This window comes from Minwuia sp. (genome assembly GCF_048007105.1).
Lineage (GTDB): Bacteria > Pseudomonadota > Alphaproteobacteria > Minwuiales > Minwuiaceae > Minwuia.
Window position 1 is genome coordinate 671,600 of the sequence record NZ_CP180352.1, and the last position, 22,173, is coordinate 693,772.

The window sequence follows — 22,173 nt, forward strand, 5'->3', positions numbered from 1 at the left end:
GCGCACCCCGCCCTGCACCGCATGGGTCAGCGCCAGCGCCGGATCGGCGGGGAGATCGCCCCGCCGGTCACGCCCGAGCCGGTCGGTCGGCCAGAGCGGGAGCCAGAGCGAGATGAAACGTTTCTGCATCCTGTTCCACCATCCAGTTGGCGGGACAGGCCGCCCCGCACGCGCCAGAGCGAGAGAGAAAGGGGAAACCGCGCTGCGCGGTTTCCGCAGGCTCCGCCCGCCACCGCGTCAGCGCTGCCGCCGGGGCGCGGTCGCCGACCGGGCCACGCAGCACCAGCGCCATCGCGCCGCCCTTCATCGCGGCCAGCTGCAGCCTGCGCGTCTCGGTCATGCCGAGCGCCTCGATCTCCCCGGCAACCCCGGCCACCGCGCCGGAAGTCAGCGCCTCCTCCATCGCCCAGAGCGCCTCCTTCTCCCGCCGTGCGGTGACGAAGAGGAACCGCGACGGGTCCAGCCCGCGCGCCGCCAGGCCTGGGCCATAAAGCCGCCCGCGCTCGTCCGCGCCCATGGCGCTCTGGCACCAGAGGAAGGGCCGGGTCTCGCCCTCCCGGGCCAGCAGCCGCGCGGCGAAGGCCAGCGCCAGATCCGTCTCCTTCCAGCCCGCGATCTCGTGCAGTCCGTGCACCGGCAGCCCGCCCCACGGCAGCGCCCGGTCAACCGCCTCGACACCGGTGGACATGACCTCCAGCGCCGCGTCCGCTGGGCCGGCCTCCAGCCCCGCGACCCGGCCGCGCAGACTGTCCAGCATCGCCGCCGCAGGGCCGTCCGCCGCCGGGGTCAGGCTGGATTTCTCGATACTCCGAAACGCGACCATGTCCGCCGCTCCATCCAATTCGTTCCATTTGTTCTGTTTTTGTTCTATCAGAACGGAACGCCCGAGTCAAAGCGACGCCGCATGCCGCCTCCAACATGGACAGGTCCGGCCATGGCCCATAGCATCCCCCCAGCACAGGTACCGGACGAGGGGAGCGGGATATGGAAACGAAGGCAGCCGTTGCAGTCGAGGCGGGCAAGCCGCTGGAGCTCACCACGGTCAATCTGGACGGGCCGAAGGCCGGCGAGGTGCTGGTCGAGATCAAGGCCACCGGCATCTGCCACACCGACGAATTCACGCTCTCGGGCGCCGACCCGGAAGGCATCTTTCCCGCCATTCTGGGCCATGAGGGCGCGGGCGTGGTGGTCGACACCGGCCCCGGCGTCACGACGCTGAAGAAGGGCGATCACGTCATCCCGCTCTACACGCCCGAATGCCGCCAGTGCGAATACTGCCTCTCGGGCAAGACCAATCTCTGCCAGGCGATCCGCGTCACCCAGGGCCAGGGCCTGATGCCCGACGGCACCAGCCGGTTCTCGAAAGGCGGCGACACCATCTTCCACTACATGGGCACGTCGACCTTCTCCAACTTCACCGTGGTGCCGGAGATCGCGCTGGCGAAGATCCGCGAGGACGCGCCGTTCGAGAAGGTCTGCTACATCGGCTGCGGCGTCACCACCGGCATCGGCGCGGTGATCAACACGGCCAAGGTCGAGCCCGGCACCAACTGCGCCGTCTTCGGCCTGGGCGGCATCGGCCTGAACGTGATCCAGGGCCTGCGCATGGTCGGCGCGGACCGCATCGTCGGCATCGACCTGAACCCGGAACGCGAGAAGATCGGCCGCCATTTCGGCATGACCCATTTCGTCAACCCGGACGAGGTCGGGCGCGACAAGGTGGTCGACGCCGTGGTCGAACTGACGAAGGGCGGCGCGGACTACAGCTTCGAATGCATCGGCAATGTCGAGGTCATGCGCCAGGCGCTGGAATGCTGCCACAAGGGCTGGGGCGAGAGCGTCATCATCGGCGTGGCCGGCGCGGGCCAGGAGATCTCGACGCGCCCGTTCCAGCTGGTCACCGGCCGGCTCTGGCGCGGCACCGCCTTCGGCGGCGCCAAGGGCCGCACCCAGGTGCCGCAGATCGTCGACTGGTACATGGACGGCAAGATCAACATCGACGATCTGATCACCCATGTCCTGCCCTTCGAGAAGATCAACGAGGGCTTCGACCTGATGCATGCCGGCGAATCGATCCGCAGCGTGGTGACGTTCTGAACACTGTCTGTCACCCCCGCCTTGTGCGGGGGTCCGGTGCGGCTTCGCCGCAAGTATCCGACTGACCGGATGCCCGCATGAAGCGGGCAAGACAGCTTGGGTGTGCGTCCTGATCCGGAGGCCTTCGGATCAAGACCCGCCCCCGGCGTGAACGGGGTTCCGAAAGCAGAAACAGCGGCGGCGTTCGTCTACCCCGTGTCCCGGGCCTGACCCGGGACCCATTCCGGAGCGCTTCGGCTGCCGCCGGCCATGTCCGTTCAGGCATGGGCCCTTGAATCAGGTCCAAGGCGCCACAGTAACAGTTGATCAGCCGGCGCGTTCCAGATCGTGGGCGAAGATCATGCGGTGCCCTTCCGGGCTGCGGACGTGCATCTCCCGCATGCCCCAGGGCTGGTCCTGCGGACCGAACAGGATGCCCTCGCAGCGATCGCGGATCTCGGCGTGGTAGGCGTCGACGTCGTCGAGCTCGAAATAGGCGAAATACTGATGGTCGCCGAGGTCCTTCACCGGAATGGCGTCCGGACACTCGCCCATCATGATGGCGCAGTTGCCGCGGCGGACGAACTTCCAGCCGTCAGGCGCCATCCAGAGCTCGAAGCCCATCACCTCGATCCACCAGCGCGCGGACTCGGCGACGTCCGCGACGGCCAGCACATGATGATGGCCGAGCACCTTCGCTCCGCTGCCGGTCATCCCAATTCCCCGTTTTCCCAGCGGGCCGTGGCATCGTCGTCGCTGTCGCGCGCCTCGACCCATTCGGCGCCGCTGTCGGTGTCCTCGACCTTCCAGAACGGCGCCTTCGTCTTCAGCCAGTCGATCAGGAACTCGCAGGCCCGGAAGGCCTCGCCCCGGTGCGCCGAGGCGGCCAGCACCAGCACGATCCGCTCGCCCGGCGCCATGCGGCCATAGCGATGGACGATTCGGGTCGCCTGCACGTCGAAACGGTCCCGGGCCTCGGCCTCGATCTTCTCCAGCATCCTCTCGGTCATGCCGGGATAATGCTCCAGGGTCAGCGCACCGACCCCGCGCCCGTCGGAAAAATCCCGCACCAGTCCGATGAAGCTGACGATGCCGCCGACGTCGACGCGGCCGTCCAGCATCGCCGCCTGTTCGGCGGCCGGATCGAAATCCTCGCGCTGGACGGAAACCGTCATCGGCTGATCCGAGCCAATCGCCGGACCGAAACCGGCACCCTGTTGTCACCCCCGCCTTGTGCGGGGGTCCGGTGCGGCTTCGCCGCAAGTATCTGACTGACCGGATGCCCGCATGAAGCGGGCATGACAGAATTTCGCTTTTCAATCATGTCCGCGCCCACCCGTCATCGGCGGAAAGAAGGCCACCTCGTCGCCGTCGGCGACCGCGTCCGACATGTGCGCCGTCTCCTGGTTCACCGCGGCGCGGATCTGCGCCGGATCGGCGAAGGCGCGGGCGTAACCGTCGCCGCGGGCCGCCAGATGCGCGATCAGCCCGGCGACCGTGCCGACGCCGTCGGGCAGGGCGTAATCTTCCTCGTGCACGCCGATGCGCTCGCGGACCCAGGCGAAGTAGAGCAGTTTCAAGCCAGCGCCTCCCGGAAGGAAATGAAGCCCAACCTATCGCCCTCGGCGATGGCCGTCATCTCCTCGGGGATCTCGATCAGCCCGTCGCTGTCGGTCAGGGAGTGAACGATGCCCGAACCCTGTTTCGGATAGCGGTTGGCGACGAGTTCGCCCCCCTTCACCGACAGCGTGCCGCGCAGCCATTCCAGCCGGTCCGGCTTGGACGTCGCGCTGAAGCCGGCGCGGACCGGCCAGCGCCGGAGCGGGACAGGCGCGGCGCCCTCCAGCCGGTCGATCAGCGGGCGGACGAACATCAGGAAGCAGGCCATCACGGCCACCGGATTGCCCGGCAGCCCGACGAAGGCCGTGCCGCGGACATGGCCGAAGGCGAGCGGCCGGCCGGGCTTCACCGCCAGCCGCCAGAGATGCACCGCCCCCAGCTCGGCCACGGCGGCGCGGACATGGTCCTCATCGCCGGTGGACGCGCCGCCGGAGGTGATGACCAGGTCGGCCTCGGCGGCCTCGGCGAGCGCCTCCAGCGTCGCCTTGCGGTCGTCGCGGACGATACCGAGATGGCGGGCCTCGACGCCAAGACGGCCCAGCATCGCCATCAGCATCGGCGCGTTGGCGTCATAGACGGAGCCGGGCGCCAGCGGCGATCCGGCCGCCGTGATCTCGTCGCCGGTGGAAACGACCGCAACCGAGGCACGCCGGTGCACCGGCAGCCGGTCCAGTCCGCCCGCAGCCGCGAGCGCCAGTTCGGCCGGTCCGATGCGCCGGCCCGCGGCCAGCAGCGTCCGGCCTGCCGTGATGTCCTCGCCGCGCTTCCGCCGGTTCGCCCCGGCCTTCAGCCCCGGCGGGACGATCAGCCGTTCGCCCTCCAGACGGATGTCTTCCTGCATGACCACCGTGTCGGCCCCGCGCGGCATCGGCGCGCCGGTAAAGATGCGGACGGCCTGCCCCCCGGCGACCGGCTCGACATGCGGATGACCGGCCGCGGCCCGTCCGGCGACGGTCAGCACCGTCTCGCTGTCAGCGGACAGATCCTCGCCGCGGAAGGCGTAGCCGTCGACGGCGGCGTTGTCGTGCGGCGGCGAGGGACTGCGCGCGCGGATATCGGAGGCCAGCGCGTGGCCAGCCGCCTCCGCCAGGGCGCGCAATTCCTGACCCGTCACCGCCGGGGTGCGCTCGGCAATGATCCGCAGCGCCTCGTCCGCCCGCAACAGCGGGCCGCCGAAGGCGAAGCAGTCGTCGGTGATCTGGCTCATGACCGCCTCGCGAAGTCCGCCGCAAAACCGGATATGGCTTCGACATCGTTCAGGTCCAGCCGCGGCAGGCAGCCGGTGTCGAGATCGATGTCCGTGGCGACGGCGATGATGCGGTCATCGTCGGGGTAGAGCGGCGGCTTGCCGTTGGCGCCGCGGTGGACCTCGATCTTGGCGTGGCCCTCGCGCTTGAAGCCTTCGACCAGCACCAGATCGACGGGCGAGAGCTTCTCCAGCAGGTCCGCCAGGTCCGGCTCGGGGGCGCCGCGCAGTTCCCGCATCAGGGCGAAGCGGTGGGCGGAGGCGACCAGCACCTCTTCGGCCCCGGCTTCCCGGTGACGGAAGGAATCCTTGCCCGGCGTATCCACGTCGAAGCGGTGGTGGGCATGCTTGACCGTGGACACCGTCAGCCCCCGCGCCTTCAGCGCCGGGATCAGCCGCACCATCAGGGTCGTCTTGCCGGACCCGCTCCAGCCGGCCAGACCGAGCACCTTCACTGCCCGTCCTCGCGGAGATGCGGCATGGCCGTGGCGAAATAGGCCCAGCCGGTCTGCAGCGCCAGCGCCGCCGCGATCCAGAACAGGATCAGGCCGGGCATTCCGGCCTCGGGGAACGGCAGCAGCAGAACCGTCAGCGCCGCCATCTGCGCTGCGGTCTTCCACTTGGCGAGCTTCGTCACCGGCAGTTCGACGCGCCGGAAGGCGAGAAACTCCCTCAGCCCCGAGACGAACATCTCCCGGCAGAGGATGGCGATGGCCGGAACCACATGGATGCCGGCAATGTCGCCGGTGACCGCCAGCATCAGGATGACGGCGACGACCAGCAGCTTGTCGGCGATGGGGTCCATGAACTGGCCCAGCTTCGATCCGGCGTTCCAGGCCCGGGCCAGCGCCCCGTCGAGGAAGTCGGTCACCGAGGCCAGCACGAACAGGATCAGCGGCAGCCAGTCCGACCATGGCGGATCCAGGTAGAAGGCCAGGATCAGCAGCGGGATAACGGCAATGCGGAAGCCCGTCAGCAGGTTGGGCACCTGCCCCTTCACGCCGGTGGCTCGTTCGGGAACGCTCATGCGCATAGTCGTAGCCGACGCGGCGATGGCGGAAAAGCGCCGCCGCTCAGCCGGGCAGCAGGAAGCGCGTCAGGCTGGCGCGGATCTCGTTCTCCAGCCGCAGGTCGAGGTCGCGGCCCATGCCCTCGACGAACTCGATCAGCAGCAGATCGCGCTCGTTCAGCGACAGTTCCTCGGTCGCGGTCTGGCTGCGGGTGACGATGCCCTCGGCGAAGCCGGTGCCGGCGTCGCTCTGCACGTCGATCCGGACCTGGATGCGACCGTCATAGCGGACGTCGTTCTGGTTCTTGAAGAACCCGCTCAGCGACTTGTCGGTCTCCAGCGTGTTGGCGACGATCGACGCGTCCAGAATGCTGTAGCGCACGAAACCGCTGCTGCCATCCGCCGCGACACGGTCGCGGGCCCAGCGCTCGGCCACCTGTGCCGGCGTGTTCGGCAACAGATGCTCGACATTGGGCGGGCGGCCCGGCGAGACGAAAGGCTGCTGGATGTCCACCAGCCCCACGCCGAACACCAGCTTCGGACGGTGCGCGAAGGTGATCTTCGGCGCCGAGGGCGGATCCGGCGGCGGCTTGCCGGCGCAGGCCGCGAGAACCAGGCTCGCGCCCGAAATCAGAAAACCGCGCCGCCCGATGATCATGCCATCCCTTCGCCGCCTCGCGTCAGTTCGTACGGCTCGAACCCGTAGGTGCGCGAGCAGAACTTGCAGGTCACGGACACCTTACCCGATTCGTCCACCAGGTCCTCGATCTCCTCGACGGGGAAGCGCTGGACGACCTCGACCACCCGTTCGGCCGAACAGGTGCAGCGGTCGTGCAGCGGTTCGGGATCGTGGACCCAGACGCCATCTTCGTGGAACAGCCGGTACAGCAAATCCTTCGCCGGCAGCGACAGGTCCAGCAGTTCCTGCGCCTTGACCGTGCGCGCCAGGGTTTCGGCGGTATTCCAGTCCTCGGCCGCCTTGTCCTCGTCGCGGTCCTTCGGCAGGGACTGAAGCATCAGCCCGCCGACCCGCCAGCGCCCGTCCGGGCCATGGCCGCAGACCGCGCGGAACAGGGTCGGGATCTGCTCGGACTGCCGGAAATAGTGCTCGACACAGCCCGACAGGTCGTCGCCCTGCAGTTCGACCACGCCCTGATAGCGCTGGCCGTCGCCTTCGCGGTCGATGGTCAGCGCCATGCTGCCGCGGCCGAGCAGCGTGCCGCCCGCGCCCTTGGGATCGTCGACTTCCTTCACCCGGACATAGCCGCGCAGATCGCCCCGGCTGCGGTAGTCGCAGACGATCAGCCCGGCCGGCCCGTCGCCGTCGGTCTGCATGGTGAAGACGCCGTCGAAATTCAGCGCCGAGCCGACCATCGACGCCAGCGCCAGCGCCTCGCCCAGCAGGGCGGCGGGCGCCGGTTCCAGCGCATGGCGGCTGATGATGTCGTGGGCCAGGCCGCCCATGCGGACAATGCGTCCGCGCACTTCGCGTCCGTTGAGGTGGAACGGCTGGATCAGATTGTCGGTTTCAGACAATGGTTCAGGATGCCTTTCTGGGCGTGGACCCTGTTCTCCGCCTGCTGGAACACCACCGACTGTGGCCCGTCGATGACGTCCGGCGTGACCTCCTCGCCCCGGTGCGCCGGCAGGCAATGCATGAAGATCGCATCCTTACCCGCGCAGCCCATCAGTTCGCTGTCAACCTGATAGGGCGCCAGCCGGTTGTGGCGGTCCGCCGCGTCGTCGCCCATCGACACCCAGGTGTCCGTGACGACGACATCGGCGCCTTCGACGGCCGCCCTGGGGTCCTGGGTGACGATGATATCGGCGCCCGCCGCCACCGCCGCCTTCAGCGTGCGGGGATCGGGCTCCAGCCCTTCCGGGCAGGCGAGGCGCAGGCGATAGCCGAACTTGGCCGCGCCCTCGATCCAGCTGTTGGCCATGTTGTTGCCGTCGCCGCACCAGGCGATCACCTGGCCGGTCAGGTCGCCGCGGTGCTCCTCGATGGTCAGCAGGTCGGCCATCAGCTGGCACGGGTGGCCGGAATCCGACAGCCCGTTGATCACCGGCACGGTGGCGTATGAGGCCAGTTCGTCCAGATTGGCCTGGTCGAAGGTGCGCAACATGATGGCGTCGCAATAGCCCGACAGGACCCGGGCCGTGTCGCCGATGGTCTCGCCGCGGCCGAGTTGCAGTTCGCCCGCATTCAGGATCGTTGTTTGACCGCCGAGCTGGCGCATCGCCGCGTCGAAGGAGACGCGGGTCCGGGTCGACGGCTTCTCGAAGATCATCGCCAGCAGCCGGCCGGCCATCGGCCCGTCCTCGTCGGGGCGCGCCTTGGGCCAGCCCGCCCGCGCCGCCTTGCGGGCGTGCGAGTCCTTCAGCATGGCCCTGAGCGCGGCCACCGGCTGATCCACGATGCTGAGGAAATGGATGCCCGAGGTCATGACGCCCCGGCCTTCTCCGCGAGATGGGCGCAGGCGGATTCGATGGCCTCGAGGCCCTTCTCCAGCTCCTCGTCGGTCACGGTCAACGGGGGCAGCAGACGCACCACATTGTCGCCGGCCGGCACGGTCAGCAGATGCTGCTCGCGCATGGCCGTGACGACCTCGCCATTGGGCACCACGCATTTCAGACCCAGCAGCAGGCCCTTGCCGCGGATGCCTTCCACAACGCCGGGATAGCGGTCGACGATGGCGGCCAGGCCCTGCTTGAAGCGGCTGGCGACCTCGTTCACCCGGTCCATGAAGCCGTCGGCCAGCACCACGTCGGCGACCGCATTGCCGGCGGCCATGGCCAGCAGGTTGCCGCCATAGGTGGTGCCGTGCGTACCGGCGGTCATGCCCTTCGCGGCCTCTTCGGTGGCCAGGAACGCGCCCAGCGGAAAACCGCCGCCGATACCCTTGGCCACGCCCATGACGTCAGGCGCGATGTCGGTCCACTGATGCGCGAACAGCTTGCCCGTACGGCCCATGCCGGTCTGGACCTCATCCATCAGCAGCAGCAGGCCGTGCTTGTCGCAGAGCTGCCGGAGCCCCGTCAGGAAGGCGCGGTCGGCCTCGCGGATGCCGCCCTCTCCCTGTACAGGCTCGATCAGGATCGCCGCGGTCTCCGGCCCGATCAGCGCCTCGGCGGCCTTCAGGTCGCCGAACGGCGCCTGATCGAAGCCGTCGGTCTTCGGCCCGAATCCGGCCAGGATCTTCTCCTGCCCGCCTGCGGCCATGGTGGCCAGCGTCCGGCCGTGGAAGGCGCCCTCGAAGGTGATGATCCGGTAGCGCTCGGGATGACCGTTGGCGCTGTGATACTTCCGGGCCGTCTTGATGCAGCCCTCCATCGCCTCGGCGCCCGAATTGCAGAAGAAGACCGTGTCCGCAAAGGTGTTGTCGGTCAGCTTCCGCGCCAGCTTCTTCTGACCCTCGATCTGGTAGAGGTTGGAGACGTGCCAGAGCTTGCCGGCCTGGTCCTGAACCGCCTTCACCAGCGCCGGATGGCTGTGGCCCAGCAGGGTCACGGCGATTCCGGAACCGAAATCGAGATAGCGTCGCCCGTCGGCCGTGTAGAGGGACGCACCCTCTCCCCGCTCGAAGTCGAGTTCAATCCGGGCATAGGTCGGCATTACGGGTTCGATCATCTTCGCCTCCAAAGGCGCAAGTTTCAGGTCAGGTGAAAAAGCTGTCTGACGGACTCCCCATTTCCCCAGCGGCATACGACCGGCGCGGGAAAAAGCGGGGGTTTAAGGGTGACTTGCCGTCCGGTCAAGCCCGGAAACCGGGCCGTCTCCGGCGTCAGTCCTTGAGGTTGTATCCTCGTCGGACAAGACGGTAGGTCCAGAATGCGAGCACGACATTGATCGCAGCCAGGACACCCGCGCCGAGCGACAGCGAGGTGTCGCCCTGCCCGATCAGGGCATGGCGGAAACCGTCGATGGCGTAGAAGAACGGGTTCACGAAAGCGATCGCCTGTGCAAATTCCGGCAGACGGTGGATCGAATAGAAGGTGCCCGAGAGAAAAGCAAGCGGCGTGATGACGAAGTTGGTGATGAACGCCATATGGTCGAACTTGTCGGCCCAGAGACCGGTCAGGATGCCGATCAGTCCCATCATCAACGACGCCAGGAAGACGAAGACCACCGCCCAGGCGATCGACCAGAACGGGATCTCGACGAAGAAGACCATCGCCACCACGACGCAGATCGCCACCGCGAAACCGCGGGTCACCGCCGCGCCCGCATAGGCGACCACCATCTCCGCCGGGCTGAGCGGCGGCATCAGCAGGTCGACGATATTGCCCTGGATCTTCGAGATCAGCAGTGCCGACGACGCGTTCTGGAAGGCGTTCTGCGTCACCGCCATCATCACGAGGCCGGGGGCGAGGAAGACCTCGAACGGCACGCCGCCGACCTCGCCGCGCTGCTCGCCAAGCGCCAGCTGGAAGATCGCAAGGAACAGCAGCGTCGTGATGATGGGCGCGAACACGGTCTGGCCGGCCACCTTGATGAAGCGCTGCACTTCCTTGGCGTAAAGGGTCCAGAGCCCGATCCAGTTGACCAGGCCGACCTTGATGGGGGTCGGATACATCTGTGCTGCCGGGCGTTTCCTGTGGGTCGGCTCAAGGGCGTTGCCGGAGAACTAGGCCCATTTCGATGACCCGGCAACCCTGTGCTACCGCTTTGCAATTTATGGGGCTACTCTGCGCAGATTGATTCACGAGGGGAATGATTCATGGCTGTCGTCGTTATCCTGGAATTCAAGGCCACAGACGAGGCCTTCGAAGCCCTGAAGACCGGCTTTTCCGAGATCTTGCCGGATACCGAGAAATACGCGGGCTGCATGGCGTTGCAGGCGGCCACAGACGAAAAGAACAAGAGCATCGTGCTCTATGAGGTCTGGGACGAGATCGCCAGCCAGCAGAAGTACATGGGCTGGCGCACGGAAACCGGCCTGATGGACAAGATGGGTCCGATGCTGCGGGAGCCGCCGGCGATCCGCACCCTGGCCCCGCTCCCCTACTGAGCATGCCCCCGGTCGGCCAGGACCGGGTAGACGCCTTCTGGCGCGATGGCGCCGTCCTGATCGAGGGCGCGGTGTCCCCGGACTGGCTGGACCGCGTCGCGGACGCCATTGAGCGCGATATCGAGACGCCGGGCCCCTTTCATCACGGCTACGTCCTGCCCAACGGCAAGCGCTTCCACGGCAATCTCCGGATCTGGGAGAACGATGCCGACTTCCGCGCCTACTGCTTCGACAGCCCGTTGCCGGCGATGGCGGCGGAAATCATGGGCGCCGAACGCGTGAAGCTGTTCTACGACCAGTTGTTCGTGAAGGAACCCGGCGCCGACCAGCCGACCCGCTGGCACAACGACCAGCCCTACTGGCCGGTGCGCGGCCGGCAGGTGATGAGCTTCTGGCTGGCGCTGGACGAGGTCACCGCCGACAGCGGCCGGCTGGAATTCGTCGCCGGGTCGCACGACTGGGACCGCTTGTTCCAGCCCGAACCCTTCGCGCCCGGCGGCGCGCCCTATGACCGGGGCGAGGATTTCGAGACCATGCCCGACATCGAGGCGAACCGCGGCGATTACGAGATCCTGGCCTGGGACATGAAGCCCGGCGATGTCATCGCCTTCCACGCCATGACCGTCCACTACGCCGGCGGCAACACGCGCGGCGACCGGCGGCGGCGCGGCTACACGGTGCGCTACTGCGGCGACGATGCGGTCTATTTCGACGGAGCCGGGCCGAATGCGGGGCTGAAGAACCCGGCCCTGAAGGGCGGCGATCCGATCGAGAGCGAGCAGTTTCCGCTGGTCTGGACAGCGGGCTGACGCGGATCAGCGGACCTCCGCGGAAACGGCCTTCGCGTCGTAGACCCGTCCGTCCCGGATCAGCTGCACGAGGCCCTGATACCGGCCCGGCGCCAGCGGCGCCCTGAGACGCTTTCCGGAGAAGCGGAAGGCCTGGGCCTGGTTCCTGGGATGGGGATCGACACGGTTGGCGAAGAGTTCGGCGCCGTCGGGTCCGGTGATGCGCAGCTGCAGCACGTCGTCCTTGCGGATGCCGTAGATCACCGTCCAGATCAGCAGCGCTGCGCTGTCGCGCTCCAGCGTTTCGGGCCGCGCCCGTCCTTCCTTTGCGTCGTCCCAGGTCAGATCGGCCCGGTTGAAGAGGCCGGCGTCGAGAATGCCGCCGGGCCTGTAGGCCAGTACCGGGGCCAGCGCGGGATCCCAGAAGGTGCTGCGGGTCTCGCCGCACTGCACCTCGGGCGGATGGCTGCGGAACGGATCGATGATCTCCCGGCCGGCATAGAGCGAGAAGTGGACGTGGGGAAACTCGGCCGCGCCGGACATGCCGACCTTGCCGATGACGTCCCCCTTGCGGACGCGGTCGCCCTTGCCCACGGCGACGGAGCCCTTGCGCAGGTGGCAGTAGTCGGTCAGCCAGCCGCCCTCGTGGCGGAGTCCGACCCGGTTGCCGCAGTCATTGCCCTGCAGCGACTCCCGACCGATGGTCGAGACGTCGACATCGTCCATCCCGTCCCGGGTCTGGACCACGACCCCGTCGGCGGCGGCAATGACGGGCACGCCGTCGCGCATCATCTGACGGTCGCGGACGCGGAAGTCGGTGCCGCGGTGGCCGTCATAGGACATCGGCCCGCAGGTGTAGTCGGCGGCGCCCGGTCCGGGATCGGTGTCGAAATACTGCTGGATGAAGCAGTCCCGCCCCATCTCGCACTGCACCGGCAGGCCGAGACGCGGCGCATCGGCGGCCATGGCCGGCGCGCCCGGGAAGAAGGTCAGGAAGAGGAGGAGGCCGGCAATCCAACGCATGGCGTTCTCCCTTGTCAGGATCAGGCCGCCTGCGAGGTGCCCCCGCTGGACAGCAGCGCGTAGAGGGCGTCGGCGGATTTCGCGCCCCGGAGTTTCTCGCAATTGTCACGGTCGCGCAGCAGGCGCGAGATCTTGGACAGCGCCTTCAGATGGTCCGCACCGGCCTGCGCCGGCGCCAGCAGCAGGAACAGCAGATCGACCGGCTTGCCGTCCACGGAATCGAAGTCGACCGGATCCTTCAGCCGCGCGAACAGGCCGCTGATCCTGTCGATTTCCCCGATCCGGCCGTGCGGGATCGCGACGCCGTCGCCGACGCCGGTCGTGCCCAGCCGCTCGCGTTCCAGCAGCGTGTCGAAGATCAGCCGCTCGTGCAGGCCCGTCGTTTCCGCCGCATGGCGGGCCAGGGCCTGCAGGACCTGCTTCTTGCTGCCCGCCTTCAGATTGAAGACGACCGATTCGGGCTCCAGGAGATCCGTGATATCCACGTCATTCACCTTGTGGGTTGTTGCCGCTCTACGCGGTGCGGAGCAGGCGCTGCGTCTCAGCCTTCGCTGGGGTCGATCCAGCCGATGTGTCCGTCTGGCCGCCGATAAACCACATTCAGGCGGTCATTGCCAATGTTGCGGAACATCAGCACCGGCTGGTCGGCCAGATCCATGCGCATCACAGCGTCGGAAACCGTGCAGAGCGGCACGTAATCCCGGGTCTCCGCGATCACCGTCGGATTGTCGCCCGAGGTCGCCGCCTCGCCCTCGTCGTCATCGCGGGCTTCGGACGCCAGAACATAGGCCTGGGCGGCCGCCGAGGCGCCACGGCGCTTCTGGTCGGCGTGATGGTCGCGCAGGCGGCGCTTGTAGCGGCGCAGCTGCTTCTCGATCTTCTCGGCCGCGTCGTCGAAGGCCGCGTGCGCGTCGCCCGCGCTGCCCCGGCTCTTCAGATAGATGTCGTGGCCGACATGGATCTGGCAGTCCACCTGCACGCCGCCGGCGTCCTTGGTGAAGGTCGCGCCGCCTTCGATGGCGTCGCCGAAATATTTCTCGACGGCAGCTTCCAGACGCTCGTTGACTCGCTGCGGCAGCGCGTCGCCGAGGTCGATGTGCTTGCCCTGTACGGTGATGTGCATGGTTCCCCTTCTTGGCCGGGTTGTTGAACGTAAATCGCGCCATCCGGCGACGCCGGCCCTCGAAGCGGCGCGGACCATAGGTAGGCGCCCCCGGCAAGTCAAGCCGGGTTCAGGACGCCATATCGACCTGCATCCGCTTCATGCGCCGGCGCTGCACCGACGACGGAATCCGCATGGCCTCGCGGTATTTGGCCACCGTCCGTCTGGCAATGTCGATGCCGTCCGCCTTCAGGATTTCCACGATCCGGTCGTCCGACAGCACCGCCTTGGGCGTCTCGTCGTCGATCAGATTCTTGATCCGGTGCCGCACCGCCTCGGCCGAGTGCGCCTCGCCGCTGCCGGTCGAGGGGATCGAGGCGGTGAAGAAGTACTTCATCTCGAAGATGCCGCGGGGCGTGCCGATATACTTGTTGGAGGTCACACGGCTGACCGTGCTCTCGTGCATGCCGATGGCGTCGGCGATGGTCTTCAGGTTCAGCGGCCGGAGATACTGCACGCCGTGGGCGAAGAAGCCGTCCTGCTGGCGCACCAGCTCGGTCGCCACCTTCATGATGGTGTTGGCCCGTTGCTCCAGCGACTTCACCAGCCAGTTGGCGTTGTTGTAGCACTCGGTCAGATAGGTCTTGTCCTGCGCCTTCTTCGTCACCGCGCTGATCTCGGTGTAGTAGCGGTTGTTGACCAGCACCTTGGGCAGGGTCTCGGGGTTGAGCTCGATGGCCCAGCCGCCGTCGGCCTGCTGGCGCAGCAGCACGTCGGGCACCGCGGTCTGTGTCGAATCGCTCTCGAACTGCAGGCCCGGGCGCGGATCAAGCCGCTTCAGCTCGCGCACCATGTCGATCAGGTCCTCCTGATCGACGCCGCATTCGCGCATCAGCGCCGGATAGTCCTGCTTGCCCAGCAGCTCCAGCCGCGCCACCAGGGCGGCCATGGCCGGGTCGAAGCGGTCGTTCTCCTTCAGTTGAAGCGCCAGGCATTCCGCGAGGTCGCGGGCGCCGATGCCGGTCGGCTCCAGCCCCTGCACCGCCTCCAGCGCCGCCTCCGCATCGTCGGGGGCACAGCCCAGACGCTCGGCCAGTTCTTCCAGCGGTTCGCGGAAATAGCCGTCGGGATCGATCGAATCGACGATGGCTGCCGCAACCGCCCGGACCGTGGGCGTCAGCACCGCAATGTTGAGCTGCGCCATCAGGTGATCGCGCAGCGAAAGCTCGTTGGAGAGCGTCTCTTCGAGGCTGCGGTCCATGTCGTCGAAGCTGGACGATCCGCCCGAGCCGATCGAGCCCGCGCCGCCGCCGACATCCGCGGCCGATGCGCCGCCGCTGTCGCCCGCCGCCCGGTCGGAAACGCCGTCCTCGCTGTGGATGTCGTCATAGGAGGCGTCCAGTGAGGATTCGGCGTCCGACGAGGAGGCGCCGTCCATCGACATCTCGCTCACCGGTTCGTCGCCGAACCCGTCCGAATTGTCCGATTTCGCCTCGGCCGCGCCGTCGGAGTCGGTTTCCGGCTGCTCCAGCAGCGGATTGCGCTCCAGTTCCTGCTCGACGAAGGCGCTGAGTTCGATGTTGTTGAGCTGCAGCAGCTTGATCGCCTGCTGCAGCTGTGGGGTCATGACCAGGCTCTGGCCTTGTCGGAGCTCCAGTCTGGGTGCAAGCGACATCGGGGCTACATCCTGAACCGGTCGCCGAGATAGACCCGGCGCACATCGTCATGATTGACGATCTCGTCCGAGGTGCCCTCGGTCAGCACCCTGCCGTCATGCAGGATGTAGGCGCGGTCGATCAGGTCCAGCGTCTCGCGGGCGTTGTGATCGGTGATCAGCACGCCCAGGCCGCGGTCCTTCAGGTGGAAGACCAGATCGCGGATCTCGCCGACCGCGATGGGATCGATACCGGCCAGCGGTTCGTCGAGCAGCATGAAGGACGGCCGCGTCGCCAGCGCGCGGGCGATCTCGACGCGCCGCCGCTCGCCGCCGGACAGCGCCACCGCGGGGGTGCGGCGCAGATGCGACAGGCTGAATTCGCCCAGCAGGTCTTCCAGCAACTGCTCGCGGACGTCGCGGCTCTTCTCCGAGACCTCCAGCACCGAGCGGATGTTCTGCTCGACGGTCAGGCCGCGGAAGATCGAGGCCTCCTGCGGCAGGTAGCCGATGCCGAGCCGCGCGCGGCGGTACATCGGCAGCGCCGTGATGTCGTGCCCGTCCAGGCTGATCTGGCCGTAATCGGCGCTGATCAGGCCGGTGATGATGTAGAAGCAGGTGGTCTTGCCGGCGCCGTTGGGTCCCAGCAGCCCGACCGCCTCACCGCGGTCGACATGCAGCGAGACGTCGCGCAGCACCGGGCGCTTCTTGTAGCGCTTGCCCAGGTTGGCGGCGACCAGACCGCTGTTGCGGTGGACCAGCCGGGGCCCCTCGGATTCGACGTGCAGCGCTTTGAATCCGCCTTCCGCCATCGCTCAGTTCGTCTTCTGCTCGGGCCGGAAGACGCCCTTCACGCGGCCGGTATTGCCGGCATCCAGGGTCGACACGCCGGAATTGAGGTTCATCACCAGCGTCTGGCCGGTCAGCACGTTGTCGTCGCGAAACAGCTGCACGCCGCCTTCCAGCCGCATGATCCCGGCATCCACGTCGTAGACGCCGCGCCGGCCGGTCGCGCGCTCGGCCGCTGTATTGATCACCACATTGCCGACCGCTTCCAGCTTCGAGATCGCGCCGCCGACATCGGCGCCGCCACCGCCCTTGCCGTCGGTGCGGTAGGTCACGCGCAACTCGTCGGTGGTCAGGGTCATCCGGCCCTGAACCGCATCCACATTGCCGGTGAAGATGGCCAGATTGTCGTCCTGGCGCACTTCCAGATTGTCGGCCTCGATCTCGATCGGCGCATCGGGGTCGCGCCCGAGATCCTGGGCAAGGGCGGGCAAGGCCAGCATCGCCGCCAGCACCGCCGCCAACAGCTTCCTCATCTGCTCACGCCTCCGGGTTCGATGACGAGTCTGACATTTCCCCTCAGAAAGAGCACGCGGCCATTGTCACGCAATGCGAAGCGATCGGCGCTGAAGCGGCCCAGCGGGCCGTGGCCGTGCACCGGATCGCCGCCCTCGACCTCGCCCTTCACCAGATTGAAGGTGGCGGTCGAACTGTGCATCTCCTCGCCGCGGTCCGAATGCAGCGAGACGCCGCCGTTCAGGGTCATCATGGAGGTCTCGCGGTCGAACTGCCCCCGGTCCGCCTGCAGATGCAGCCAGATGCCGTCGTCGGTGGTGGTGTCGCCCTCGGGATTGGTCAGGTGCACCAGCGACGGTTGATCGGAGTCCTGCACGACCTGGGTCGCGGTCACGTTCAGGTTCTGGTTGGCGCCGCCGACGAAGCGGGCGTTGGTCATGGTCGATTTCGGCGTCGAGCGGGCGACCTCGGCGAAGTCGATGGCCTGGCCGTTGCGCCGTTCGGTGACCTGCGGCCAGATCACGATGGCGGCGACCAGCGCCAGAGACGCCCCGAACAGGCCGTATTTCATCAGCGTCACATGATGGCGGCGGCGGGCGGTCGCGCCCTGCGTCCGCTCGTGCCGCGGCGCGATGGAGAAGCGGCGGCCTTCCCGGCCCATGTCCTCGCCGGCGCTCAAAGCACGCCCGTCCGGATGCAGTCATGCAGGTGCAGCAGCCCGGCCATGGCCGTCGCGCATGACGAAGAGGCTGGTGATCTTGCGCTGGGCCATCTGCCCGGCGGCCTCGGCGGCCATGCTGCCGCTGTCGACCGTCAGCGGCCGGGCGGTCATCACCTCGTCCACCGTCAGGGCCAGCAGGTCGCGGCTGTCCTTCATGCCGCGGCGCAGGTCGCCGTCGGTGATCAGGCCGATCAGCGTGCCGTCCGCGTCGGTGACGCCGGCGCAGCCAAGGCTCTTGGCGGTCATCACGATCAGCGCGTCCGACATCAGCGTGCCGCTCTTCACCAGGGGCATCTCGTCGCCCTCATGCATCAGGTCGTCGACCTTCAGCAGCTTGGCGCCCAGCTTGCCGCCCGGATGGAAGCGGCGGAAATCGTCGGCGGTGAACTGCCGGCGGTCGAGCAGCGCCACGGCGAGTGCATCGCCCAGCGCCAGCATCATGGTGGTCGAGGTCGTCGGCGCCAGCCCGTTGGGACAGGCCTCCTCCTCGTCCGGAACCACAAGCGTGACATCGGCGGCATCGCCCAGCGTGCTCGGCGCCCGGCCGACCATGGCGATGACCTTGATCCCGTTCAGGGCCGCGAAGCTCATGATGTCGGCGAGTTCGCTGGTCTCGCCGGAATTGGAGAGGCAGATGACCGTGTCATGGCGGGTGACCATGCCAAGGTCGCCGTGGCTCGCCTCGCCGGGGTGCACGTAGTAGGCGGGCGTGCCGGTCGAGGCCATGGTCGCGGCGATCTTGCGGGCGACGTGCCCGCTCTTGCCCATGCCGGTCAGGATGACCCGGCCCGGCGTCGCCAGCGCGATCTCGACAGCCTCGACGAAGCTCTGGTCCAGCGTCGCCGCCAGCGCGTTCAGCGCCGCCGCCTCGGTCTCGATCACGCGCCGTCCCGTCGCCAGCGTGGCGGCGTCGTCGGTTTCGGCGACTGTGCGGACCTGATCGGCCATGTGCGGCAGGACTCCATTGGCCTGGGCGCGCCGCGGACGGCGCATCAAGATTCGTGCCAATAATGGTGGCAGAACCGTATCAATGCAACGGCATGAAGGTTGCTAAACCGTTGAGACGGCTTTTTTGCTTCCTTGTCGCCGCCGCGCCTGAACGCCCTATGAATGGGCGAATATGTCGGTCTCCGGCCAGCCTGCAAGGTCCAGATCGGCGCGCGCCGGCAGGAAATCGAAACAGGCCTGCGCCATCGCCATCCGGCCTTCCCGTTCCAGCAGCGGCGCCAGCGTATCCACCAGCCTGTGCAGGTAGAGAACGTCGGAGGCGGCGTATTCCTTCTGCGCGTCGGTCAGCTCGTCCGCGCCCCAGTCCGACGACTGCTGCTGCTTGGAAATGTCCACGCCGAGCAGTTCCTGGCAGAGATTCCGCAGGCTGTGGCGGTCGGTGTAGGTGCGGCAGAGACGGCTGGCGATCTTGGTGCAGAAGACCGGACCGGTCTCGGCGCCGATGCCCCGCTTCAGCGCGGCGATGTCGAAGCGGCCGAAATGGAAAAGCTTCAGCACCGACCGGTCTTCCATCAGCGCCTTGAGACGGGTCGCCGGCGCGCCGCCGGGACGGATCTGGACCAGATGCGCCTCGCCGTCACCGGCCGACAGCTGCACCAGGCAGAGCCTGTCGCGGCCCGGGATCAGACCCATGGTCTCGGTATCGACGGCGACACGGTCGCCGAAGCTGAGGCCCGGCGGCAGGTCGTCTCGGTGAAAATGTATGGTCACGGCGGTTCTCTCTTCTACATCCGTTGGCGGCGCTGGCCGGCGGTGGAGACTGGCCCGGGAGTGGTAAACGCTTCGCAAGCCCGCGCAAAGGGACATTGCCGCGCAGGTCGAGAGGCGCAGGACGGGGGACACCGACATGGCCGAGATGGAGTTCTGGTTCGAGTTCGCCAGCACCTATTCCCACATCGCCGCCCAGACCATCGGGGTGCGGGCCACCGAGGCGGGGGTGAGCGTCCGGTGGCGGCCGTTCCTGCTCGGGCCCATCTTCGCCGCGCAGGGCTGGCGGGACTCGCCGTTCAACATCTACCCGGCCAAGGGCGCCTACATGTGGCGGGACATGGCGCGCGAATGCGAACGCCTCGGCGTGCCCTTCCGCCATCCCTCGGCCTTTCCGCGCAACGGCCTGACGGCAGCCCGCATCGTCACGGCTGCCGCGGACGAGACCTGGCAGCCGGAATTCGTCCGTCAGGTCTATCTGGCCAATTTCGCCGGGGACCGGGAGATATCGGAACCCGAGGTCGTGAGTGCCTGCCTGACCGCCGCCGGCGTGACCGACCCGGCGGCCTGGATCGCCCGTGCAGGCGACCCGGCGGTCAAGGATGCGCTCAAGCGCGCGACGGAAGAGGCGATCGCCGCCGGCATCTTCGGCGCGCCGACATTCCGGACGGGCGGCGAGATCTTCTGGGGCGCGGACCGGCTGGACCAGGCGCTGGCCTGGGCCGGGCGGAGCTGACCATCCGCCTGCCGCTCAGCAGTTGGCGAGCGTCAGGTCCAGATCGCTGATCCCGACCATGTTGCCCACGCGGCAGCGGAAGGTCTCCGCCGCGCCGTCCGCCGGCTCGGTGATGCGGACGCGGATCCAGGCGGTATCGCCGTCGCCGGTCTCGACCGCGGCGCGGTGGAGCGTGAACGAGGCGCGGCGGAGTTGGTCCAGCGCGCGCGGCAGGTGATCGAGCGGATCGTCGCTTCGGAAACTCAGGTCGTACACGGCTTCCCTCCCCGGGTTCAGGACGCCGCGCAGACTAACGCCGGACGCGCAGGCATGTTTCCCGAATTTCAGGAGATTTCGGAATTTCTCAGCAAAATCTCCCGTGAAATGATAGATTCTTGAAAGATCATCCCGGGAACCCAAAACATGCCTGAACGCGACCGCAAGCCGCCCGACGCCATCGACCGGCGCATCATGCGCGAACTGGCGAAGGAGGGCCGGCTGACCGCCGCCGAGCTGGGCGAGCGTGTCGGCCTGTCGAGCAGCCCGGTCTGGCAGCGGGTCAAGCGGCTGGAGGCCGACGGCTACATCGAGGGCTATGCCGCCATCCTGAACGCGCGGCAGCTCGGTCTGATGCAGACCATCATCATCGAGGTGACGCTGGAGCGGCATGACGACGAGATCGTCGAACGCTTCGGCACCGCGCTGGCCGAGTGCCCGGAGGTGATCGAGGCCTATCTGACGACCGGCGAATACGACTATTTCATCAAGGTCGCCGTCGACAGCACCGAGGGCTACGAGCGCTTCCTGCGCGAGAAGCTCTACCGCATCCCCGGCATCCGCCACACCCGCTCCTGCTTCGCGCTGCGCTGCCTGAAGCGGCTGGTATCGCCCGTGCCGGAGGTCTAGGGGCGGGAACGCAGACGCCATTTTCCCCTTCGGACCTGATCCGAAGGCCTCGGCGCAGGCGGGACGACGAGGTCCTCGGGTCAAGCCCGAGGACAACAAGGCGCAAGGGGTGCGCCGGACCTGCTTGCGACCTACACCGTCGCCCCGGACCCGAGGATCGCGGTGACCTGGCTGGAGAGGAACCCGCCATTGCCGTGGGCCAGCGCGACGTCGACGCCCTCAACCTGCCGTGCGCCGGCGGTGCCGGCGACCTGCTCGACCGCCTCGACCAAAGCGAACAGGCTGTACATGCCCGGATGGACGCAGGAGAGCCCGCCGCCATTGGTGTTCACCGGCATCTCCCCGCCGGGCGCCGTGCGGCCGCCCTCGAAGTAGCGACCGCCCTCGCCCTTGGGGCAGAAGCCCAGATCCTCCATGAACAGGATCGGGTTGATGGAGAATGCGTCGTAGAGCTCGCAGACGTCGATATCGGCATGGGTCACCCCGGCCTGCGCGAAGGCGGCGGGGCCGGACTCGCTGGCGGCGGTCACGGTCAGGTCCGGCATCATGGCGATGTTCATGTGGAAGGTCGCCGCCGCCGAGCCCAGCACGAAGGCCGGCTTGGCAGTGAGGTCCTTCGCCCGGTCGGCGCGGGTCACGACCACCGCCGCGCCGCCATCTGTGACCAGGCAGCAGTCGCGGACGCCGAGCGGCGTCGCCACCCGCCGCGCCGAAAGCACGTCGTCCACCGTCAGATCGCCCTGCATGAAGGCGTCGGGGTTCAGGTTGGCCCATTGCCGGGCCGAGACCGCGACCTCGGCCAGTTGCTCAGGCGTCGTGCCGTATTCATGCATGTGACGCGCGGCCGCCAGCGCATAGCCGCCGACCGGAAGGCGCGGCTTGTAGACCCCCTCGTAAGGATCCGGCGCCGCCGCCGAGACCAGCCGCCCGGCGGCCGTCCGCTGGTTGGAGCCATAGGCGATCAGGGCCGTGTCGCAGAGCCCGGCATCCAGCGCCAGCGCCGCCCAGGCGAGATGGGTCAGGAAGGCCGATCCGCCGGTGCGGTTGTTCTCGGTGATCTTCGGCTGGATGCCGAGATACTCGGCGAAGCTGAGGCCGGAGATGAAATCGCCGGGCAGGCAGATGAACAGCGCGTCGACATCCGCCGGCGTCAGGTTCGCCTGCCGGAGCGCCTTGATCGAGGCGTTGACGGCGATGTCCATGCTGGTGAAGCCGGGGGCCTCGCCGATGCCGAAGGTGGCGGCGCCGACGATGGCGCTCCTGCCGCGGGGAAATCCGTTCAT

28 protein-coding genes are annotated in these 22,173 nt (G+C 67.8%); 5 read left to right on the top strand and 23 right to left on the bottom strand.

Annotated features, from left to right (window positions below):
- Positions 1 to 67 precede the first annotated feature (67 nt).
- Positions 68 to 823 carry an ImuA family protein gene (locus ACMVY4_RS03155; protein WP_416898745.1) on the bottom strand — a complete coding sequence of 252 codons (756 nt, stop codon included), beginning with the start codon at positions 821 to 823 and terminating at the stop codon, positions 68 to 70.
- Between the two features lie 161 nt (positions 824 to 984).
- Here ACMVY4_RS03155 and ACMVY4_RS03160 point away from each other — a divergent pair, with 161 nt between their 5' ends.
- Complete coding sequence (locus ACMVY4_RS03160; RefSeq protein WP_416898746.1) at positions 985 to 2,097, top strand: S-(hydroxymethyl)glutathione dehydrogenase/class III alcohol dehydrogenase; 1,113 nt, start codon at positions 985 to 987, stop codon at positions 2,095 to 2,097.
- Between the two features lie 306 nt (positions 2,098 to 2,403).
- Here the strand turns inward: ACMVY4_RS03160 and ACMVY4_RS03165 are convergent, their stop codons facing one another.
- The 11 genes from ACMVY4_RS03165 to ACMVY4_RS03215 form a co-directional block, all read right to left on the bottom strand.
- Complete coding sequence (locus tag ACMVY4_RS03165; RefSeq protein WP_416898747.1) at positions 2,404 to 2,790, bottom strand: VOC family protein; 387 nt, start codon at positions 2,788 to 2,790, stop codon at positions 2,404 to 2,406.
- A complete protein-coding gene (locus ACMVY4_RS03170) occupies positions 2,787 to 3,251 on the bottom strand; it encodes a molybdenum cofactor biosynthesis protein MoaE (protein WP_416898748.1) in 465 nt (154 codons plus the stop codon). Before ACMVY4_RS03170 ends, ACMVY4_RS03165 begins: the two co-directional genes overlap by 4 nt.
- Positions 3,252 to 3,392: 141 nt before the next feature.
- On the bottom strand, positions 3,393 to 3,656 hold the full coding sequence (moaD, locus tag ACMVY4_RS03175; RefSeq protein ID WP_416898749.1) for a molybdopterin converting factor subunit 1: 264 nt from the start codon (positions 3,654 to 3,656) through the stop codon (positions 3,393 to 3,395).
- Positions 3,653 to 4,903: a gephyrin-like molybdotransferase Glp gene (glp, locus tag ACMVY4_RS03180; protein ID WP_416898750.1), complete on the bottom strand. Its 1,251-nt coding sequence runs from the start codon at positions 4,901 to 4,903 to the stop codon at positions 3,653 to 3,655. The genes moaD and glp overlap by 4 nt, the downstream gene beginning before the upstream one ends.
- Entirely contained in the window at positions 4,900 to 5,397 is a 498-nt protein-coding gene (gene mobB / locus ACMVY4_RS03185) for a molybdopterin-guanine dinucleotide biosynthesis protein B (protein WP_416898751.1), read from the bottom strand. The genes glp and mobB overlap by 4 nt, the downstream gene beginning before the upstream one ends.
- The gene (pgsA, locus tag ACMVY4_RS03190) at positions 5,394 to 5,969 is read right to left on the bottom strand and encodes a CDP-diacylglycerol--glycerol-3-phosphate 3-phosphatidyltransferase (RefSeq protein ID WP_416898752.1); all 576 of its coding nucleotides are present in this window, start codon (positions 5,967 to 5,969) and stop codon (positions 5,394 to 5,396) included. Before pgsA ends, mobB begins: the two co-directional genes overlap by 4 nt.
- Before the next feature lie 46 nt (positions 5,970 to 6,015).
- The gene (locus tag ACMVY4_RS03195) at positions 6,016 to 6,609 is read right to left on the bottom strand and encodes a hypothetical protein (RefSeq protein ID WP_416898753.1); all 594 of its coding nucleotides are present in this window, start codon (positions 6,607 to 6,609) and stop codon (positions 6,016 to 6,018) included.
- Positions 6,606 to 7,487 (bottom strand): Hsp33 family molecular chaperone HslO, encoded by an 882-nt coding sequence (locus ACMVY4_RS03200; RefSeq protein ID WP_416898754.1) that lies wholly within the window; start codon positions 7,485 to 7,487, stop codon positions 6,606 to 6,608. Before ACMVY4_RS03200 ends, ACMVY4_RS03195 begins: the two co-directional genes overlap by 4 nt.
- Positions 7,466 to 8,398, bottom strand: a complete 933-nt coding sequence (gene argF, locus ACMVY4_RS03205) for an ornithine carbamoyltransferase (protein WP_416898755.1) — start codon at positions 8,396 to 8,398, stop codon at positions 7,466 to 7,468. The genes ACMVY4_RS03200 and argF overlap by 22 nt, the downstream gene beginning before the upstream one ends.
- On the bottom strand, positions 8,395 to 9,582 hold the full coding sequence (locus ACMVY4_RS03210) for an aspartate aminotransferase family protein (protein WP_416898756.1): 1,188 nt from the start codon (positions 9,580 to 9,582) through the stop codon (positions 8,395 to 8,397). Before ACMVY4_RS03210 ends, argF begins: the two co-directional genes overlap by 4 nt.
- 154 nt (positions 9,583 to 9,736) lie before the next feature.
- Complete coding sequence (locus tag ACMVY4_RS03215; protein ID WP_416898757.1) at positions 9,737 to 10,528, bottom strand: ABC transporter permease; 792 nt, start codon at positions 10,526 to 10,528, stop codon at positions 9,737 to 9,739.
- 144 nt (positions 10,529 to 10,672) lie between these two features.
- On the opposite strand from ACMVY4_RS03215, the gene ACMVY4_RS03220 reads away from it, so the two are divergent.
- Both ACMVY4_RS03220 and ACMVY4_RS03225 read left to right on the top strand, forming a co-directional pair.
- On the top strand, positions 10,673 to 10,963 hold the full coding sequence (locus tag ACMVY4_RS03220; RefSeq protein ID WP_416898758.1) for a putative quinol monooxygenase: 291 nt from the start codon (positions 10,673 to 10,675) through the stop codon (positions 10,961 to 10,963).
- Positions 10,964 to 10,965: 2 nt separating this feature from the next.
- A complete protein-coding gene (locus tag ACMVY4_RS03225; RefSeq protein WP_416898759.1) occupies positions 10,966 to 11,772 on the top strand; it encodes a phytanoyl-CoA dioxygenase family protein in 807 nt (268 codons plus the stop codon).
- A gap of 6 nt (positions 11,773 to 11,778) precedes the next feature.
- On the opposite strand, the gene ACMVY4_RS03230 is transcribed toward ACMVY4_RS03225, so the two are convergent.
- The 9 genes from ACMVY4_RS03230 to ACMVY4_RS03270 form a co-directional block, all read right to left on the bottom strand.
- A complete protein-coding gene (locus tag ACMVY4_RS03230) occupies positions 11,779 to 12,774 on the bottom strand; it encodes a M23 family metallopeptidase (protein ID WP_416898760.1) in 996 nt (331 codons plus the stop codon).
- A 20-nt stretch (positions 12,775 to 12,794) separates the two neighbouring features.
- The gene (gene ptsN / locus ACMVY4_RS03235; RefSeq protein WP_416898761.1) at positions 12,795 to 13,259 is read right to left on the bottom strand and encodes a PTS IIA-like nitrogen regulatory protein PtsN; all 465 of its coding nucleotides are present in this window, start codon (positions 13,257 to 13,259) and stop codon (positions 12,795 to 12,797) included.
- A 56-nt stretch (positions 13,260 to 13,315) separates the two neighbouring features.
- Positions 13,316 to 13,897: a ribosome hibernation-promoting factor, HPF/YfiA family gene (gene hpf, locus ACMVY4_RS03240; RefSeq protein ID WP_416898762.1), complete on the bottom strand. Its 582-nt coding sequence runs from the start codon at positions 13,895 to 13,897 to the stop codon at positions 13,316 to 13,318.
- 109 nt (positions 13,898 to 14,006) lie between these two features.
- Positions 14,007 to 15,551 carry an RNA polymerase factor sigma-54 gene (gene rpoN, locus ACMVY4_RS03245; protein ID WP_416898763.1) on the bottom strand — a complete coding sequence of 515 codons (1,545 nt, stop codon included), beginning with the start codon at positions 15,549 to 15,551 and terminating at the stop codon, positions 14,007 to 14,009.
- A gap of 5 nt (positions 15,552 to 15,556) precedes the next feature.
- Positions 15,557 to 16,342: an LPS export ABC transporter ATP-binding protein gene (lptB, locus tag ACMVY4_RS03250; RefSeq protein WP_416898764.1), complete on the bottom strand. Its 786-nt coding sequence runs from the start codon at positions 16,340 to 16,342 to the stop codon at positions 15,557 to 15,559.
- A 3-nt stretch (positions 16,343 to 16,345) separates the two neighbouring features.
- Positions 16,346 to 16,852, bottom strand: a complete 507-nt coding sequence (locus ACMVY4_RS03255; RefSeq protein ID WP_416898765.1) for an LptA/OstA family protein — start codon at positions 16,850 to 16,852, stop codon at positions 16,346 to 16,348.
- Positions 16,849 to 17,511 (bottom strand): LPS export ABC transporter periplasmic protein LptC, encoded by a 663-nt coding sequence (lptC, locus tag ACMVY4_RS03260; protein ID WP_416898766.1) that lies wholly within the window; start codon positions 17,509 to 17,511, stop codon positions 16,849 to 16,851. Before lptC ends, ACMVY4_RS03255 begins: the two co-directional genes overlap by 4 nt.
- A gap of 21 nt (positions 17,512 to 17,532) precedes the next feature.
- On the bottom strand, positions 17,533 to 18,501 hold the full coding sequence (locus ACMVY4_RS03265) for a KpsF/GutQ family sugar-phosphate isomerase (RefSeq protein WP_416898767.1): 969 nt from the start codon (positions 18,499 to 18,501) through the stop codon (positions 17,533 to 17,535).
- Between the two features lie 156 nt (positions 18,502 to 18,657).
- On the bottom strand, positions 18,658 to 19,272 hold the full coding sequence (locus ACMVY4_RS03270) for a ribonuclease D (protein ID WP_416898768.1): 615 nt from the start codon (positions 19,270 to 19,272) through the stop codon (positions 18,658 to 18,660).
- A 136-nt stretch (positions 19,273 to 19,408) separates the two neighbouring features.
- Here ACMVY4_RS03270 and ACMVY4_RS03275 point away from each other — a divergent pair, with 136 nt between their 5' ends.
- Positions 19,409 to 20,005, top strand: coding sequence for a 2-hydroxychromene-2-carboxylate isomerase (locus tag ACMVY4_RS03275; protein WP_416898769.1), 597 nt, complete (start codon positions 19,409 to 19,411; stop codon positions 20,003 to 20,005).
- A 15-nt stretch (positions 20,006 to 20,020) separates the two neighbouring features.
- On the opposite strand, the gene ACMVY4_RS03280 is transcribed toward ACMVY4_RS03275, so the two are convergent.
- On the bottom strand, positions 20,021 to 20,260 hold the full coding sequence (locus ACMVY4_RS03280; protein ID WP_416898770.1) for a hypothetical protein: 240 nt from the start codon (positions 20,258 to 20,260) through the stop codon (positions 20,021 to 20,023).
- 147 nt (positions 20,261 to 20,407) lie between these two features.
- Between ACMVY4_RS03280 and ACMVY4_RS03285 the strand changes: the two genes are divergently transcribed.
- Positions 20,408 to 20,890, top strand: coding sequence for an Lrp/AsnC family transcriptional regulator (locus ACMVY4_RS03285; RefSeq protein ID WP_416898771.1), 483 nt, complete (start codon positions 20,408 to 20,410; stop codon positions 20,888 to 20,890).
- A 131-nt stretch (positions 20,891 to 21,021) separates the two neighbouring features.
- On the opposite strand, the gene ACMVY4_RS03290 is transcribed toward ACMVY4_RS03285, so the two are convergent.
- Entirely contained in the window at positions 21,022 to 22,173 is a 1,152-nt protein-coding gene (locus ACMVY4_RS03290; protein ID WP_416898772.1) for an acetyl-CoA acetyltransferase, read from the bottom strand.